At 63.8% G+C, this 16186-nt stretch carries 19 protein-coding genes; 16 read left to right on the forward strand and 3 right to left on the reverse strand.

The annotated features are described in order from the left end of the window. From AC07Z7_RS17915 to AC07Z7_RS17925, 3 genes are all read left to right on the forward strand, one after another. The coding region (locus tag AC07Z7_RS17915; protein ID WP_494767117.1) for an HAD-IA family hydrolase at positions 1–494 on the forward strand (494 nt) is incomplete at its 5' end. Positions 495–515: 21 nt separating this feature from the next. Further along, complete coding sequence (locus tag AC07Z7_RS17920) at positions 516–893, forward strand: Rieske (2Fe-2S) protein (RefSeq protein ID WP_094285889.1); 378 nt, start codon at positions 516–518, stop codon at positions 891–893. A gap of 95 nt (positions 894–988) precedes the next feature. Next, positions 989–2035: a S49 family peptidase gene (locus AC07Z7_RS17925; RefSeq protein WP_494767118.1), complete on the forward strand. Its 1047-nt coding sequence runs from the start codon at positions 989–991 to the stop codon at positions 2033–2035. A 111-nt stretch (positions 2036–2146) separates the two neighbouring features. Here AC07Z7_RS17925 and AC07Z7_RS17930 read toward each other — a convergent pair whose 3' ends face one another. The 3 genes from AC07Z7_RS17930 to AC07Z7_RS17940 all read right to left on the reverse strand — a co-directional run bounded on the left by AC07Z7_RS17930 (position 2147) and on the right by AC07Z7_RS17940 (position 4866). Beyond that, positions 2147–3334 (reverse strand): toxin-antitoxin system YwqK family antitoxin, encoded by a 1188-nt coding sequence (locus AC07Z7_RS17930; protein ID WP_494767119.1) that lies wholly within the window; start codon positions 3332–3334, stop codon positions 2147–2149. A 1-nt stretch (position 3335) separates the two neighbouring features. Continuing rightward, positions 3336–4112, reverse strand: a complete 777-nt coding sequence (locus AC07Z7_RS17935; protein ID WP_094285479.1) for an SAM-dependent methyltransferase — start codon at positions 4110–4112, stop codon at positions 3336–3338. 154 nt (positions 4113–4266) lie between these two features. Continuing rightward, a complete protein-coding gene (locus AC07Z7_RS17940; protein ID WP_494767120.1) occupies positions 4267–4866 on the reverse strand; it encodes a Maf family nucleotide pyrophosphatase in 600 nt (199 codons plus the stop codon). 25 nt (positions 4867–4891) lie between these two features. Between AC07Z7_RS17940 and AC07Z7_RS17945 the strand changes: the two genes are divergently transcribed. The 13 genes from AC07Z7_RS17945 to AC07Z7_RS18005 all read left to right on the forward strand — a co-directional run bounded on the left by AC07Z7_RS17945 (position 4892) and on the right by AC07Z7_RS18005 (position 15975). Next, entirely contained in the window at positions 4892–5440 is a 549-nt protein-coding gene (locus AC07Z7_RS17945) for a YceD family protein (protein ID WP_094285481.1), read from the forward strand. A 110-nt stretch (positions 5441–5550) separates the two neighbouring features. Then, positions 5551–5733, forward strand: a complete 183-nt coding sequence (rpmF, locus tag AC07Z7_RS17950) for a 50S ribosomal protein L32 (RefSeq protein ID WP_005794249.1) — start codon at positions 5551–5553, stop codon at positions 5731–5733. Between the two features lie 104 nt (positions 5734–5837). Beyond that, complete coding sequence (gene plsX, locus AC07Z7_RS17955) at positions 5838–6890, forward strand: phosphate acyltransferase PlsX (RefSeq protein WP_494767121.1); 1053 nt, start codon at positions 5838–5840, stop codon at positions 6888–6890. After that, positions 6890–7867, forward strand: coding sequence for a beta-ketoacyl-ACP synthase III (locus AC07Z7_RS17960; RefSeq protein ID WP_094285483.1), 978 nt, complete (start codon positions 6890–6892; stop codon positions 7865–7867). Before plsX ends, AC07Z7_RS17960 begins: the two co-directional genes overlap by 1 nt. A 61-nt stretch (positions 7868–7928) precedes the next feature. After that, positions 7929–8879, forward strand: coding sequence for an ACP S-malonyltransferase (fabD, locus tag AC07Z7_RS17965; RefSeq protein WP_494767122.1), 951 nt, complete (start codon positions 7929–7931; stop codon positions 8877–8879). Further along, positions 8876–9634 (forward strand): 3-oxoacyl-ACP reductase FabG, encoded by a 759-nt coding sequence (gene fabG / locus AC07Z7_RS17970; protein ID WP_494767123.1) that lies wholly within the window; start codon positions 8876–8878, stop codon positions 9632–9634. Before fabD ends, fabG begins: the two co-directional genes overlap by 4 nt. Before the next feature lie 103 nt (positions 9635–9737). Continuing rightward, complete coding sequence (acpP, locus tag AC07Z7_RS17975) at positions 9738–9977, forward strand: acyl carrier protein (protein ID WP_003058049.1); 240 nt, start codon at positions 9738–9740, stop codon at positions 9975–9977. A 47-nt stretch (positions 9978–10024) separates the two neighbouring features. Beyond that, the gene (fabF, locus tag AC07Z7_RS17980) at positions 10025–11269 is read left to right on the forward strand and encodes a beta-ketoacyl-ACP synthase II (RefSeq protein ID WP_494767124.1); all 1245 of its coding nucleotides are present in this window, start codon (positions 10025–10027) and stop codon (positions 11267–11269) included. A gap of 138 nt (positions 11270–11407) precedes the next feature. Then, the gene (locus AC07Z7_RS17985) at positions 11408–11914 is read left to right on the forward strand and encodes a hypothetical protein (protein WP_494767125.1); all 507 of its coding nucleotides are present in this window, start codon (positions 11408–11410) and stop codon (positions 11912–11914) included. A 6-nt stretch (positions 11915–11920) separates the two neighbouring features. Next, positions 11921–12547: an RNA polymerase sigma factor RpoE gene (rpoE, locus tag AC07Z7_RS17990; RefSeq protein ID WP_094285487.1), complete on the forward strand. Its 627-nt coding sequence runs from the start codon at positions 11921–11923 to the stop codon at positions 12545–12547. Between the two features lie 9 nt (positions 12548–12556). Further along, positions 12557–13222, forward strand: a complete 666-nt coding sequence (locus AC07Z7_RS17995; RefSeq protein ID WP_494767126.1) for a sigma-E factor negative regulatory protein — start codon at positions 12557–12559, stop codon at positions 13220–13222. Between the two features lie 42 nt (positions 13223–13264). Next, entirely contained in the window at positions 13265–14344 is a 1080-nt protein-coding gene (locus AC07Z7_RS18000; RefSeq protein ID WP_494767127.1) for a MucB/RseB C-terminal domain-containing protein, read from the forward strand. 161 nt (positions 14345–14505) lie between these two features. Next, positions 14506–15975, forward strand: coding sequence for a DegQ family serine endoprotease (locus AC07Z7_RS18005; RefSeq protein ID WP_494767128.1), 1470 nt, complete (start codon positions 14506–14508; stop codon positions 15973–15975). Positions 15976–16186: the final 211 nt, after the last annotated feature.

Genomic DNA, 16186 nt, shown 5'->3' on the forward strand with positions numbered 1-16186 from the left:
CCCTGGCCCATGCAGCGCCGGATGTACCCCCCGAGAAGTACACCGAGCTGGGCAACCGCTACCGCTTTCACTACATCCAGCACCAGGACGACCTGAGCCTGTTCGAGGGCGTGCTGCCTCTGCTGAACGACCTGCGCGAGCGTGGCCACCTGTTGGCCGTGGCCACCGGCAAAAGCCGGCGCGGGCTGGATGAGGCGCTGCATTCGGTGGATTTGCGCGGTGTGTTCGACGGCTCCCGCACCGCCGACCAGACCGCTGGCAAGCCCCATCCGCTGATGCTGCAGGAGCTGATGGCCGAATTTGACGTGGTGCCCGAGCGCCTCTTGATGATTGGCGACACCACCCACGACCTGCAGATGGCGGTCAACGCGGGCTGTGCGAGCGTGGGGGTGAGCTATGGCGCCCACGAGCCCGATGCCTTCCACGCGCTGAACCCGCTGTCGGTGGTGCATTCGGTGCGCGAGCTGCACGACTGGCTGCTGCAGCATGGCTGAGAAGGTGTGAACGAATCCGCCATGTCCACGCCCCCCGAACAATCCCTTCCCCTGTGCAACAGCGCCGACCTGGTCGATGGTGGCCGGGCGGTGGCATTTGATGTGCGTTATGCGGGGCAGACCTGCCGCGCCTTTGCCATCCGCTACCGGGGCGTGCCCCATGCCTACCTCAACCGCTGCACCCATGTGGCGATGGAGATGGACTACCAGGAAGGCCATTTTTTTGATGACACCGGCCAATGGCTGCTGTGCTCCACCCATGGGGCGGCCTACCTGCCCCACACGGGCCAGTGTGCCGGCGGCCCCTGCCGGGGCGGGCTGGTGAAAATTGCTTTGTCAGAAAGCGATGGTGTGGTGCACTGGCATACTGCCCACCACCTGCAGCCCGTGGAGTTCTAGACAATCCAGATGGAAAGCCTGGACTCACGCCATCTGCCACCCGCCGCCTGTGTGGGGGCGCCGGCCGCAGTGGTGCAGTGCCCAGGACACAAGACATGACCGACCCCCAATCGCCCGGACCCTCGGGCTTTGACCCCAAAAGCAACCCCGCGCCCGACCTGTGGGCGCAAGCAGCTACAAATTCAGGAGCATCTGTGAGCGACCCATCGCGTGAACCTGGCTGGGAACGCGCCACGCTGGAAAAGCTGGCCTTCTCCGCCCTCCAAGAACAACGCAGCGCCCGCCGCTGGAAGATCTTCTTCCGCCTGGCCTGGCTGGTGTTGATTGCCGCCGTCGCCTTCACGGCGCTGCGCCAGGCATCGCCCAGCGCCAGCAAAAGCACGCCCCACACGGCGGTGGTGGACATCAAGGGCGAGATCGCCAGCGGCGCCGAGGCCAGCGCCGAATTTGTCGTGGCCGCCATGCGCAGCGCGCTCGAAGACGAAGGCTCGCAGGCGCTGGTGCTGCTCATCAACTCGCCCGGTGGCAGCCCGGTGCAGGCGGGCATCATCAACGACGAGATCATTCGCCTCAAGGCCAAGCACAACAAGCCGATCTACGCCGTGGTCGAGGAAACCTGCGCCTCGGCGGCCTACTACATTGCCGCAGCCGCCGACGACATCTATGTGGACAAGGCCAGCATCGTGGGCAGCATTGGCGTGCTGATGGACGGTTTTGGCTTCACTGGCACCATGGAAAAGCTGGGCGTGGAGCGTCGCCTGCTCACTGCGGGAGAGAACAAGGGTTTCCTTGACCCCTTCAGCCCGCAGACCGAAAAGCAGCGCGCCTACGCGCAGACCATGCTCGACCAGATCCACCAGCAGTTCATCGCCGTGGTGAAAGCAGGCCGGGGCGACCGACTCAAGACCACGCCCGACACCTTCAGCGGCCTGTTCTGGACCGGCCAGCAGGCCGTGGAAATGGGCCTGGCCGACAAGCTGGGCAACCTGGACTACGTGGCGCGCGAAGTGGTCAAAGCCGAAGACATCATCGACTACACCCGCCGCGACAACGTGGCCGAGCGCCTGGTCAAGCGATTTGGTGCTGCGATTGGTGTGGGTGCGGTGAGGTCACTGTCACTGGCGGGCCCTCAGCTGCGCTGACCGCCTCCCACCCGGCCTGGTGGCCGATGGCAGAAAAAATGCCCCGGATGGAGTTTCCATTCGGGGCATTTTGCGTATGGGTTGCTGGTCTGGGTGGCACGGACGGCGTCTTCAGCTGTCTACCCCACCCGCCTTGCGCTGGCGTGATCCGTCTTCCAGGATGGCGTCGTCTGCAGTCAGCTTGCCGGTGTCATCCCACTGCTTGCGCGCCGTGAGCCGGGTGCGCCCTCGGCCGTCGGGGTCGGAATACTGCTCTTCCAGCGCCAGGCGGCCGTTGTCGTGGAAGGCCTGCTGGGTGCCCACAGGCCACTGGTCGGCGTTGAGCTGCTCGCGCCGGGCCAGTTTGCCGTCGTCGCGGTACATCTCGCGCAGCAGGCGGGCGTCCTTGCCGGTGCCGCTCCAGGCGCTGCGCTCGCGCACTGCGCCGTTCAGGTACCAGCGCTCCACCTGCACCTCGCGGCCCTCGGCAAAGCTGCGCTGCTCGATGAGCTGGCCCGACGCGCCATAGCGTTTGGCGCTCAGCAATTGGCCGCGCGTGTCCCGCAGCGTGCGGTCGTCCGGCGCGAAGACACGCTCCTCGCGCAGCACGCTCTTGCCGCCTTCGGTAGTGAAGCTTCTGTGCACCCGCCGGCCGTCCACCACCAGTTGCTGGGCAGAGACGATGCCGTCGGTGGTCCATTCGGTGGCGCTCAACAGTCGGCCCTGGTCGTAGCGCAGTTGCGCCGACCGCGTGCCGCTTTCGGCAAACAGTGGGGTGTCGGCGGCGCCATCAAAACCGCAGAGCTTGCGGTCCTCGGGCAGCACGCTGGTGCGCGGGCACAACAGGCGCGCTGGCTGGCCCTTGCTGGTGTACTCCACGTAAAAAAGCTCCTGCCCCTCGCCGTGAAAGGACACGCGCTCCACCCGGCCTGAGGTATCGAAGCGCCGCACCGCGCCCTGGGTGCGGCCGTTGTCGGCGGTTTCCTCGCGGCGCACCTGGCCGTTGGGCCAGAACTCCGCCACCCGGCCGTGGCTGTTGCCGCGCTCGTTCACGCTGCGTTCGCGCTGCAGGCGGCCTTCGCGGTCGAACATGCGCTCCAGGCCCATGAACTTGCCGTTCTGCAACTGCTGCTCGCGCTGCACATGGCCGGTGTTCTCGTCACGGCAGCGCACCAGGCCGGACTGGCCTGCGGTCTCGGCACCGTTGGAAATATTGATCGCCTTGCCATTCAATTCACAACGAATAATGGCCTCTGCGCTCGTTCCATAAGCGCTGATGGCTATCAAAAATATAGCAAAAGGGTAGGAATGCTTTGCCATGCTAGCGGCCTAGTGCAAACACGACCGGGGTGCGGTTGTCGGGCGGTGCGGGTTGCTGGCGCCATTGCCGCACCAGCTGGCTGTGGATGCGTGCCTCGGGCAGTGTCAGCCCGCTGGCCAGCGCCAGGCGCGTGTGGGGCTGCAGCGTCTGCACCAGGGCTTGCCACAGGGCGGGGTTGCGGTAGGGGGTTTCGATGAACAGCTGGGTCTGGCCCGTGCGCAGCGCGATGCTCTCCAGCTCCTTGATGCGCTGGGTGCGCTCCTGGCCGTCCTGAGGCAGGTAGCCCACAAACGCGAAGTTTTGCCCGTTCAGCCCACTGGCCGCCAGGGCCAGCAGCAGCGACACCGGGCCCACCAGGGGGACAACGGGGATGCCCAGGTCGTGCGCGGCGCGGACCACTGACGAGCCCGGGTCGGCCACAGCAGGCATGCCCGCTTCACTGACCAGGCCGATGTCGTGCCCGTTCAGTGCTGCCGCGAGCAGCGGGCGGGCGTCGAACGGGGCCGAGCCCTTGTCGCCGTGGTCGCCCTTCTTGTGGACTTCGCGCGGCAGCTCGGTGATCTGCTGCTGCTGCAGGGAGGCGGCCAGGGGGTGCAGTGCGTCGATGCGCTTGAGGTAGGCGCGTGTGCTCTTGGCGTTTTCACACACCCAATGGGTCAGGCGTGCGGCCGTCTGCAGCGTGGCTGCGGGCAGGGCGTCCTGCAGCGGGGCCTGGGTGTCGCAGCCAAAGTCGAGGGGGGCGGGGACCAGGTACAGCGTGCCGGTTTTCGCATTCATCGTTGGCCTCCATAGCGCTGCGCAGTGTCCGGTGCCGGAGAAACTGACGCGGTGCAGGCCAGCGCACCCGTGGAGCTGGCTTGGTCAGACCACTGGGTGTGTCTCCTTCCCGAAGGGGAGGGGGAGGGCGCGAAGCGACTCAGGGGGTGCTTCATCACGGCAGCACCAGCCCTGCAGCGCGCAGCATGCGGCAGGTGCGGATCAGCGGCAGGCCAATGAGGGCCGTGGGGTCGTCGCTGTGGATGGCGTCGAGCAGCGCAATGCCCAGGCCTTCGCTTTTGGCGCTGCCCGCGCAGTCGTAGGGCTGCTCGGCGCGCAGGTAGCGCTCGATTTCTTCATCGGACAGGGCGCGGAACCGCACTTCCACGGGGGCCAGTTCCACCTGTTCAAAACCCGTGGCAGCACACACCACGGCCACGGCGGTCTGGAAGACCACGGTCTGGCCGCTCATCTGGCGCAATTGCTGCACGGCGCGTTCGTGCTGGCCCGGCTTGCCCAGGGGCTCTCCCGCGAGGTCGGCCACCTGGTCGGAGCCAATCACCACGGCCCCGGGGTGCTGCTGCGCCACGGCGCGCGCCTTCGCCAGCGCCAGGCGCAGGGCCAGATCGCGCGGGGTTTCGCCGGGCAGGGGGGTTTCGTTCACATCCGGGGCTGCGACCTCGAAAGGCAGGTTCAGCCGCTCTAGCAATTCACGCCGGTAGCGCGAGGTGGAGCCCAATACCAGAGGGCGTTGCTGGGGGGGGGATTGATGCATGCGCCGATTCTCTTACACTGCCGCCATGACCAAGGAATTCTCCCCGCAGCGCCTGGACGTGAAAGCCTTCGCACAGGCGGGCGGTCGGCTGGCGGGCCACGACTCGCTGCTGAAGTACGAACGCCTGGCCCAGGAGGCCAAGGGCCTGCACCCCGACCTGCTGGTGGACTGGGAGGCCGTGGGCGAAGTGCGTACCGCGCTGGGTGGCATGGGGCAGGTGTGGTTGCACATCAAGGTGCGCGCAAGTTTCCCTATGGAATGTCAGCGCTGCATGACCCCCGTGGACGTGCCGCTGGAGGTGGACCGCGAGTTCCGTTTTGTGGCGGACGAAGCCACCGCCGAGGCGCTGGACGACGAGAGCGAGGAAGACCTGCTGGCCCTCAGTCGCGAATTCGACCTGCACGAACTCATCGAGGATGAGCTGCTGATGGCCTTGCCCGTGGTGCCCAAACACGATGAATGCCCCACGGCTGTGCCGCTGGCCTCGTCCGACGATGATTTTGAAGAAGCGAACGCCGAAAAGCCCAATCCTTTTGCCGCGCTCGCCGGGCTGCGCAAGGATCCCAAGGGGTGATTGGCTGACCCAAAAATCATTTGGGTTATAATCGTGGGCTTCACGCGAATCCCATCGTGTCTTTTGGGCTGATCGCGTTTTTACCAACCTACTCAAGATCAGGAGCCATCATGGCCGTTCAGCAAAACAAAAAGTCCCCTTCCAAGCGCGGCATGCACCGCTCGCACAATGCCCTGAACGTGCCAGGCATTGCTGTGGAACCCACCACCGGTGAAACCCACCTGCGTCACCACATCAGCCCCAACGGTTTCTATCGTGGCCGCCAGGTGCTGAAGAACAAGTCTGAAGCCTGATTTCAGCACCCATCAAGGCCCGCAACTACGTCGCGTAGTGCGGGCCTTTGTTTTGACCGTCGTATTTTTCTTCCGGCCCCATCTGCTGGCCGGACAAGTCGCCCATGATCACACTGGCTGTTGACTGCATGGGGGGCGACCATGGCCCCCGCGTCACGCTCGCGGCGTGCCGCCAGTTTCTCGAACACCATCCCGACGCCCGTTTGCTGCTTGTAGGTCTGCCGGCCAGCCTGCAAGCGTTTGCGCACGACCGTGCCGCCATCGTCCCCGCTTCCGAGGTGGTGGCCATGGATGATCCGGTGGAGGTGGCCTTGCGCAAGAAGAAGGACTCTTCGATGCGCGTGGCCATCCAGCAGGTCAAGGACGGCGCGGCATCGGCGGCGGTTTCGGCGGGCAACACCGGCGCGCTGATGGCCATCGCCCGCTATCTCCTCAAGACGCTGGATGGCATTGACCGTCCGGCCATTGCCACCCAGTTGCCCAACGCCACGGGCGGTGCCACCACGGTGCTGGACCTGGGAGCCAACGTGGACTGCTCGGCTGAGCATCTGCTGCAGTTTGCCGTGATGGGGTCGGCGCTGGTGTCGGCCCTTCAGGAGGGCGGGGAGCCCACCGTGGGCTTGCTGAACATTGGTGAAGAGGTCATCAAAGGCAGCGAAGTTATTAAAAAAGCGGGTGAATTGCTGCGATCTGCGGCCAGTTCCGGCGATTTGAATTTCTTTGGCAATGTCGAAGGCAATGACATTTTCAAGGGCACCGTGGACATCGTGGTGTGTGACGGTTTTGTTGGCAATGTCGCGCTCAAGGCCAGCGAGGGTGTGGCCTCGATGATCATTGGAGCGCTCAAGGCTGAGTTTTCTCGCCATATCTTCACGAAAATGGCGGCAATCATCGCTTATCCGATCCTAAAAGCGCTCATGAGGCGCATGGACTACCGTCGATACAACGGCGCGGCGCTGCTGGGCCTGCGCGGACTGGTGTTCAAGAGTCACGGATCGGCCGACGCGATGGCCTTCGAGCAGGCTTTGAACCGGGCGTATGATGCAGCCCGCAACAACCTGCTCGACCGTGTCCGGACCCGGATTGCGCATGCGGCGCCGCTTCTGGTGCCTGCAGATGCCCAGCCCCAGCCTGGCGTTGCGGCGACCGCACAATAATGAGACGTTATTCCCGTATTACCGGCACCGGCAGTTATCTGCCGCCCCGCCGGTTGACCAACGCCGATCTCGTGGCCGAACTGGGCCAGCGCGGCATCGAAACCTCTGACGAATGGATTGTGGAGCGCACCGGCATCCGGGCGCGCCATTTTGCGGCCCCCAATGTGGCCAGCAGCGATCTGGGTGTGGAGGCTGCTCGCAATGCCTTGCAGGCGGCCGGGCTGCAGCCGACGGATATCGACCTGATCATCGTGGCCACGTCCACGCCCGACATGGTGTTCCCTTCCACCGCTTGCATCTTGCAGAACAAGCTGGGGGCCAATGGTTGCCCGGCGTTTGATGTGCAGGCGGTCTGCAGCGGTTTTGTGTACGCGCTGTCGGTGGCAGATGCCATGATCCAGACGGGGGCGGCCAACCGCGCCCTGGTGATCGGCGCCGAGGTTTTCAGCCGCATCCTGGACTTCAATGACCGCACCACCTGCGTGTTGTTTGGTGATGGGGCCGGGGCTGTGGTGCTGGAGGCGTCCGAGACGCCGGGCATCCTGTCGAGCGACCTGCATGCCGATGGCAAACATGTGGGCATTCTGTGTGTGCCGGGCAATGTGTCGGGTGGCCAGGTGCTGGGGGATCCGCTCCTCAAGATGGATGGGCAGGCGGTTTTCAAGCTGGCAGTGGGGGTGCTGGAAAAGGCCGCCCATGCCGCATTGGCCAAGGCCGGGTTGACCGAGGCCGATATCGATTGGCTGATTCCGCACCAGGCCAACATCCGCATCATGCAGGGCACGGCCCGCAAGCTGAAGCTGTCCATGGACAAGGTGGTGGTCACCGTGGACCAGCATGGCAACACGTCTGCGGCGTCCATTCCACTGGCGCTCGACCATGCCGTGCGCTCCGGCCAGGTTCAAAAGGGTCAGACCCTGCTGCTGGAAGGTGTGGGTGGTGGCTTTACCTGGGGCGCTGTGCTCCTGAAGTTGTAGCTATCAGGCCAATGTGGACAGGCGGTAGCGCCAAATTTCTCTCAAATTTCTGGATTTTTTCATGACGTCTTTTGCATTTGTCTTTCCCGGACAAGGCTCCCAGTCCGTGGGCATGCTCGATGGGTGGGGCGACCACCCTGTGGTGGCGCAGACCCTGCAAGAAGCATCGGATGCCCTGGGTGAAGATGTGGGTGTCCTGATCAAAGAGGGCCCTAAGGAGGCGCTGGCGCTGACCACCAACACCCAGCCGGTGATGCTGGTGGCGGGTGTGGCGGCCTGGCGTGTCTGGCGTGCTGAGGGCGGGGCTGCCCCTGTGGCAGTAGCCGGGCATTCGCTGGGCGAGTATTCGGCCCTGGTGGCGGCCGGCGTGCTGACGCTGGCACAGGCGGCTCCGCTGGTGCGGCTGCGCGCTGCGGCCATGCAAGAGGCTGTGCCGGTGGGCACCGGCGCCATGGCCGCCATCCTGGGTATGGAAGCCTCCAAGGTCATCTCCGGGTGTGCCGAGGCGCTGGCATCGTTCGGGCCCGGCACCACCGAGGTCGTCGAGGCTGTCAATTTCAACGACCCTATCCAGACCGTGATCGCCGGAACCAAGGCCGGTGTGGACAAGGCCTGTGAAGTGCTCAAGGCGGCCGGCGCCAAACGTGCGCTGCTGCTGCCGGTGTCGGCCCCTTTCCACTCCAGCCTGATGAAGACCGCAGCGGAAAAGCTGCGTGTGGCGTTGGCTGGCGTGGCACTGGCCGCGCCCCAGATTCCAGTGCTCAACAACGTGGACGTGGCGGTGCAGCAGGACGCGGACGCCATTCGCGACGCGCTTTACCGTCAGGCCTTTGGCCCGGTGCGCTGGGTCGAATGCGTGCAGGCGCTGAAAGGCCGTGGCGTGACGCACATTGTTGAATGTGGCCCTGGCAAGGTGCTGGCGGGCCTGACGAAGCGCATCGACCCCGAACTGGTTGGCGCAGCATTGTTTGACTCGGCCACCCTGGCCGAAACCCGGGAGTTGTTGGCATGACGGAATCGACCCAGACAGCAGTGCAGGCAGCGCAAGTGGCGCTGGTGACCGGTGCATCGCGCGGCATCGGCGCGGCGATTGCCTTGGAGTTGGCTGCGCGTGGCTACCAGGTGGTGGGCACGGCCACCACCGACGAGGGTGCTGCGCGGATCAGTCAAGCGTTGGCGGCCTATCCGGGCTGCCGGGGTGCCAATCTGAATGTGAACGATGTGGCAGCGGTCGAGGCCTTGATGGACTCCATCGTCAAGCAGCAAGGCGGCCTGCACGTGTTGGTGAACAACGCTGGTATTACCCGCGACACCCTGGCCATGCGCATGAAGGACGACGACTGGGATGCGGTGATGGACACCAATCTCAAGGCTGTATTCCGCGTGAGCCGCGCCGCGATCCGTCCGATGATGAAGCAGCGTTTTGGGCGCATCATCAGCATCACCAGCGTGGTGGGTGCATCGGGCAATCCTGGTCAGGCCAACTACGCCGCCGCCAAGGCGGGTGTGGCGGGCATGACGCGCGCACTGGCCCGTGAGCTGGGCAGCCGCAGCATCACCGTGAACTGCGTGGCGCCTGGTTTTATCGAGACCGACATGACCTCCGTGCTGCCCGAAGATCAGCAAAAAGCACTCAATGCGCAGATCCCGCTGGGCCACATGGGCAAGCCTGCGGACGTCGCGCATGCGGTGGCTTACCTGGCTTCGCGCGAAGCAGGCTATGTGACGGGGCAGGAGTTGCACGTCAATGGCGGCATGTACATGTAATTAAGACAAGTTAACGCCGGTTCATCCGGACGGCGGGTCGTTTAGGGGCTTCTCCTTAAGCGGCTAGAATCGCGGATTCATTCACAACCCCCAGAGGGAAACCATGAGCGATATCGAAGCACGCGTCAAAAAAATCATTGCCGAACAACTCGGCGTGGAAGAGTCCCAAGTCACCAATGAAAAGGCCTTCGTGGCAGACCTCGGTGCCGACTCGCTCGACACGGTGGAACTGGTGATGGCTCTGGAAGACGAATTCGGCATCGAGATCCCGGATGAAGACGCCGAGAAGATCACCACGGTGCAAAACGCCATCGACTACGCCAATACCCACCAGAAGGCCTGAGCGGCGCCCTGCGCCTGACTCAAGCGATCAGCAGAAGGTTTTTACGCATGAGCCGTCGTCGCGTTGTCGTGACCGGCCTGGGTTGCGTCAGCCCCGTGGGTAACACGGTGGCCGATTCCTGGGCCAACCTCCTTGCCGGAAAGTCCGGCATTGATCTCATCACCAAGTTCGATGCGTCGAACTTCGCCTGCAAGATCGCGGGAGAGGTCAAAGGTCTTGACCTGGAGTCGTACATCAGCGCCAAGGATGCGCGCGCGATGGACACCTTCATCCACTTCGGCATTGCCGCCGCTGCGCAGGCCGTGCAGGATGCAGGCCTGCCCACGGGCGAGGCGCTCAGTGACGAGTTCGCCACACGCATTGCCTGTGTGATCGGTTCGGGCATTGGCGGCCTCCCGCTGATCGAAGACACCCATGCGGAACTGGCCAGCCGTGGGCCCCGGCGTATCACGCCGTTTTTTGTGCCCGCATCCATCATCAATATGGTGGCTGGTCATGTGTCCATGCGCTTCGGCTTCAAAGGGCCGAATCTGGCTGTGGTGACTGCCTGTACAACGGGCTTGCACTGCATCGGAGAAGCGGGCCGCATGATCGAATACGGGGATGCGGACGTGGTGGTGGCTGGTGGCACAGAGTCCACGGTGTCGCCGCTGGGCATTGGTGGCTTCGCCGCCATGCGCGCCCTGTCCACCCGCAATAATGACCCCCAGACTGCCTCCCGCCCCTGGGACAAGGACCGCGATGGTTTTGTGCTGGGCGAAGGCGCCGGCGTGATGGTGCTGGAAGAGTACGAACACGCCAAGGCCCGTGGCGCCAAGATTTACGCCGAACTCAGTGGCTTTGGCATGAGTGCGGATGCAGGCCACATGACGGCCCCCAACATGGATGGCCCCCGCCGTGCCATGCTCAGCGCCTTGCGCAATGCAGGCGTCAATGCCGACCAGGTGGATTACCTGAATGCGCATGGCACTTCCACTCCGCTGGGCGACATCAACGAGACCAACGCGATCAAGGCGGCCTTGGGTGCACATGCCTACAAGACCGTTGTCAGCTCCACCAAATCCATGACGGGCCATCTGCTCGGTGGTGCCGGGGGGATTGAAAGTGTTTTCACTGTGCTGGCCCTGCACGAGCAGAAGGTGCCTCCCACCATCAATCTGTTCAACCAGGATCCCGAGTGCGATCTCGACTACTGCGCCAACACGGCGCGTGACATGAAGATCGACGTGGCCGTCAAGAACAACTTCGGTTTTGGCGGCACCAACGGCACGCTGGTTTTCAAGCGCATCTGATCCTGCGGACTGCGTTTTCCATCGTGGCATCAATGCCCATGGACGCCATAGGTCGAGCTCGCAGAATGTCCGCCCCTTGTTCCGCAGGGTGGCGGGATGGCGCGTGCTGTGGCGCAGTTACAGCTTGACCTGCATGCCATGATCCGGCCCACACGGCGTGCGCCTGCAGTGTTGTACCCCGTGCGGCGCAGCATGGCCTTGGGCGCCGTTTTGGCGGTGTTGTTGTTTGCGGAGGCTGCGGTGCTGTGGGCCTTGCTCGCGGAAACAGCGACGCTATCCTGGATGTCTGCAAGCACTGCTATTGGCCTTTGGCTGGCGGCTGCGGCAGGTGCGGTGCATTTCTGGCGCCAGCAGTTCGTTGGATCCTTGCGCTGGGACGGGCAGGGGTGGGTTCTGGAAGGCGAGGGGCCTGAAAAAATATTCCGGGCACTTTCTGCACCGCCTGAAGTCCTTCTTGACCTGCAGGCCCATCTTTGGGTGTGTGTGTCTCCCTGGGGGCATCGCCGCACCTGGCTTTGGCTGGAGCGTGCGAGCCAGCCCGAGCGCTGGCTGGACATGCGCCGTGCGGTATATTCGCGCGCCGTACCAGGCGCTGACAACCCTGAAGCAAACGCCCCGGCCACGTCTGTGGGGCGTGAATCCTGAGTATCCATGACTGTAATTTCGCCTTCTCCCTCCGAAGACAGCGATCTCCACCTGGTGGAGCGCACGGTAGCGGGCGATCAGCGCGCTTATGAGTTACTGGTCATCAAGTACCAGCGCCGCATCGAGCGCCTGATAGGGCGGATGGTGCGCGACACCGATCTTGTCCAGGACATTGCCCAGGAGACCTTTATCCGCGCCTACCGGGCGCTGCATCAGTTCCGTGGGGATGCGCAGTTCTACACCTGGCTGTACCGCATTGCCGTCAATACCGCCAAAAAGGCGCTGATGGACATGAAGCGCAACCCGGTCATTTCAGAAAACGCCTTCCGAGGCAGCGAGGATGAGGATGAAACTTCCCGCCTCGGACATGAACTAACCAGCGACGAAACCCCCGAGACCGTTCTGGCCGCCCAAGAAATTGCGCAGGTGGTGAACGCGGCCATGGAGGCATTGCCCGATGACTTGCGCCAGGCGGTGACGCTGCGTGAGATTGAGGGTTTGAGTTACGAAGAGATCGCGGCGGCCATGGGATGCCCCATTGGCACAGTGCGGTCCCGGATTTTTCGGGCGCGCGAGGCTATCTCGGCCAAAGTGCGTCCTCTGCTTGAGAACCAGTCGGGCAAACGGTGGTGAGGTGATGGAATGAACAAGGCTGAAACAGGTATCAATGGACTGGCGGGCGGCTCTGTAGACCAAGGGATGGGCCATCGGGAGCGGCTGTCTGCGCTGGCCGATGGCCAACTTCAGGGTGAAGAGCTGAATGCTGCATTCGCGTACGCGGCGGACGACGAGGAAGGGGCCAAGACCTGGCAGCTGTACCACTTGGTGGGTGATGTGCTGCGTTCGGCGGACCTGGCGCAGCCTGCCAACCCGGCATTCATGGCCCGTTTGCGTGAACAACTGGCCCAGGAGGCGCTGCCTGAGCGCCCCCAGGTCCCGGTCCCCGTGGCAGTGGTTGCGGCCGGGCTGCCCGAGGCCGCCAATGCGTCTGTTTTCCGCTGGAAGATGGTGGCGGGCTTTGCCTCCCTGGCAGCGGTGGCGGCGATAGGTTGGACATCCCTGGCCAGTTTGCAAGGGGTAGGCCCTGCTGGGGCAGGGCCACAGATGGCGGCCGTGCCCGAGCGCAGCAGCCCGGCCCCAGGGGCTCCCGTGGTGGCTGTGGCCGACGCCGATGGGCAGCAGGTGATGCTGCGGGATCCCCGTCTGGATGAATTGCTGGCGGCCCACAAGCAGTTTGGCAGCACTTCGGCACTGCAGATGCCGGCGGGTTTTCTGCGCAATGCCACCTTTGAAACCCCTGGCCGTTGAGTTGGGAATAGGGATGCCTGCTCCAGGCGGTGAGATCGCGTGATGAACACATTGGGAGTGCTGGGCGCTGCTGAAGTCTTTCGCAATCGGTGGCTGATGTGGTGTGGGGCGGTGGTTGTGTGGGGCCTGGTGACATCGGTAGCCTTGGCTGCGGGCCCTGGCGGAGGCAATCCTGCTGCGTCTTCCTCGGAAGCAATATCGGTCCCTGCCGAGCGCGATGTGGCGCAGTGGATTGAGCGCATGCACAGTGCGCCCTGCCGCAAATCCTACGCCGGGGTGTTTGTGGTGATGTCGGCCAACGGGGCCATGTCCAGCTCGCGCATCTGGCACGCCTGCGACGGGCTCCAGCAGATGGAGCGGGTGGAGTCTCTAAGCGGCACGCCGCGCACTGTTTTTCGGCGCAACGATGAGGTGCGTACCTTTTTGCCGCAGGCGCGTGTGGTGCGCACGGATCGGCGCGATGCGGCCGGGCTTTTCCCGCGTGTGCCGGTGGTCAGTGGCACATCCACGGCCCAGTTTTATACCTCTCAGTTGATGGGCCAGGAGCGGGTGGCGGGGTTGGTGTCCGACGTGGTGTGGTTCAAGCCCCTGGATGCCCTGCGCTTTGGCTATCGCCTTTGGGTGGAGCGGGACACCGGGCTGGTGGTGAAGCTGCAAACCCTGGCCTTGGACGGGCGGGTTCTGGAGCAGGCTGCGTTTTCTGAGCTTGACTTGAATGCGTCGGTGCGGGTGGAGCAGCTCTCCCGCTCGATGGATTCGACAACGGGCTACAAGGTGGTCGCCCCCGCCGTTGTGAAGACGACGGCCCAGGCCGAGGGCTGGGTACTGCGGCAGCCGGTGGCGGGGTTCGTGCCTGTCAGTTGCCATCGCCGGGCGGTTTCTGGTGCAGACGATGCACAAAGTGTGCTGCAGTGTCTGTATTCCGATGGACTGGCTTCTGTGTCCTTGTTCCTGGAGTCCTTTGACCCGCAGCGCCACCCGGCGCAATCCCAGGTGTCGGGCATGGGCGCAACGCAGCTCCTGGCGCAGCGGGTGTCGCCGGATACCTGGGTAACCGCTGTCGGCGAGGTGCCCTTGCAGACGCTGCGCCTTTTTGCAGGACAGCTGGAGCGCGCCCGCTGAGCGGCGTCCGTCCTCGCGGGTTGTGAAAGCCCCTTTCTGGCCTTGTTGGCTCATGGAGAGGCGAAGAACCTGGGTCTTTGCCGGGAACCATTTGGCGGCACACTCTTCACAGTCACACCAAGTTGATGGACAGCATTTGCACAATTCACGAAAGGTCGAAGATGCCGAAGTTCGATGGAAGTAAGCTGCGCTCTGTAGCGCTCGCGTGCATGTTTGCAGGGGTGGCCAGCGCTGTGGCGCTGCCTCAGGCGGCGTGGGCCCAGCCAGCGGCCGTTGTCCGGGGGCTGCCGGACTTCACGGAGCTGGTGGACCAGGTGGGGCCGTCGGTGGTCAATATCCGCACGGTCGAAAAAGCATCCTCCCGCGCCGGCGCGAATGGCATGGATGAGGAGATGCTGGAGTTCTTCCGGCGTTTTGGTGTGCCCATTCCCAACCAGCCCCGCCAGCAGCGCCCCCAGAGACCGCAGCAGGAAGAGGAGCAGCAGCCACGGGGTGTCGGTTCCGGTTTCATCCTGACGGCGGACGGGTTTGTCATGACCAACGCCCATGTGGTGGATGGTGCCGATGAGGTCATCGTGACGCTCCCGGACAAGCGCGAGTTCAAGGCCAAGATTGTGGGCGCGGACAAGCGCACGGACGTGGCAGTGGTCAAGATCGAAGCCACGGGCTTGCCTGCGGTGAAGGTGGGAGATGTGAGCCGCCTGCGTGTGGGTGAGTGGGTGATGGCAATCGGCTCCCCTTTTGGGCTGGAGAACACCGTCACGGCGGGCATCGTGAGTGCCAAGCAGCGCGACACGGGGGATTATCTGCCGTTCATCCAGACCGATGTGGCGATCAACCCCGGCAATTCGGGCGGCCCGCTCATCAACATGCGCGGCGAGGTGGTGGGCATCAACAGCCAGATCTATTCCCGCTCAGGTGGCTTCATGGGCATCTCGTTTGCCATCCCCATGGATGAGGCCATGCGGGTGAGCGAGCAGTTGCGCGCATCGGGGCGTGTGACGCGTGGACGCATTGGCGTGCAGATTGGCGCGGTCACCAAAGATGTGGCCGAGTCCATTGGCCTGGGCAAGGCGCAAGGTGCGCTGGTCACGGGTGTCGAGGGCGGGTCGCCCGCCGACAAGGCCGGCGTGGAAGCCGGTGACATAATCACGCGTTTTGACGGCAAGCCCATCGAGAAGGTGGCAGACCTGCCGCGCCTGGTGGGCAATACCAAGCCCGGAAGCAAGAGCACGGTGACGGTGTTCCGTCGGGGAGCATCGCGTGATCTTGGCATCACCATTGCAGAAATCGAACCAGACAAGCCTGCTACCAAGCTGGCCGAGCGCGAGGAAAAGCCCAAGGCTTCTGCAGCCGCGCAACAGTTGGGGCTGTCGGTGACGGAACTGACGGACGCGCAGAAGAAGGAGTTCAAGCTCAAGGGCGGCGTGGTGGTGGCCGCTGCCACCGACGCTGCTGCCCGTGCGGGACTGCGCGAAGGGGACATCATTCTGTCGGTGGCCAATACCGAAATTTCGGGCGTGAAGGAGTTCGAGTCGGTGCTCGCCAAGGCCGACAAGAGCAAGTCCATCAACGTGCTGTACCGGCGCGGTGAGTGGGCCCAGTACGCCCTGATCCGGGCTGGTCGCTGACGCGGTGATGTCGGGAGAGGGCTGCCCAACACCGGGCTGATTCCCCTCTTCCTTGATCGGGCCTTTGGGCGATAGATTTAATTTTCGGCTTTTTTGCGTCGCCCTCGGAAGAGGACTAGATGTTAGCTTTTGCTAACTTTTGGAGAGCCTATCAACCAGATTCGATAGAATAGAGGCTTTCGTTAAACGCTTATCTGCATATTGACTGGCG

Source organism: Acidovorax sp. GW101-11A03 (assembly GCF_059424825.1).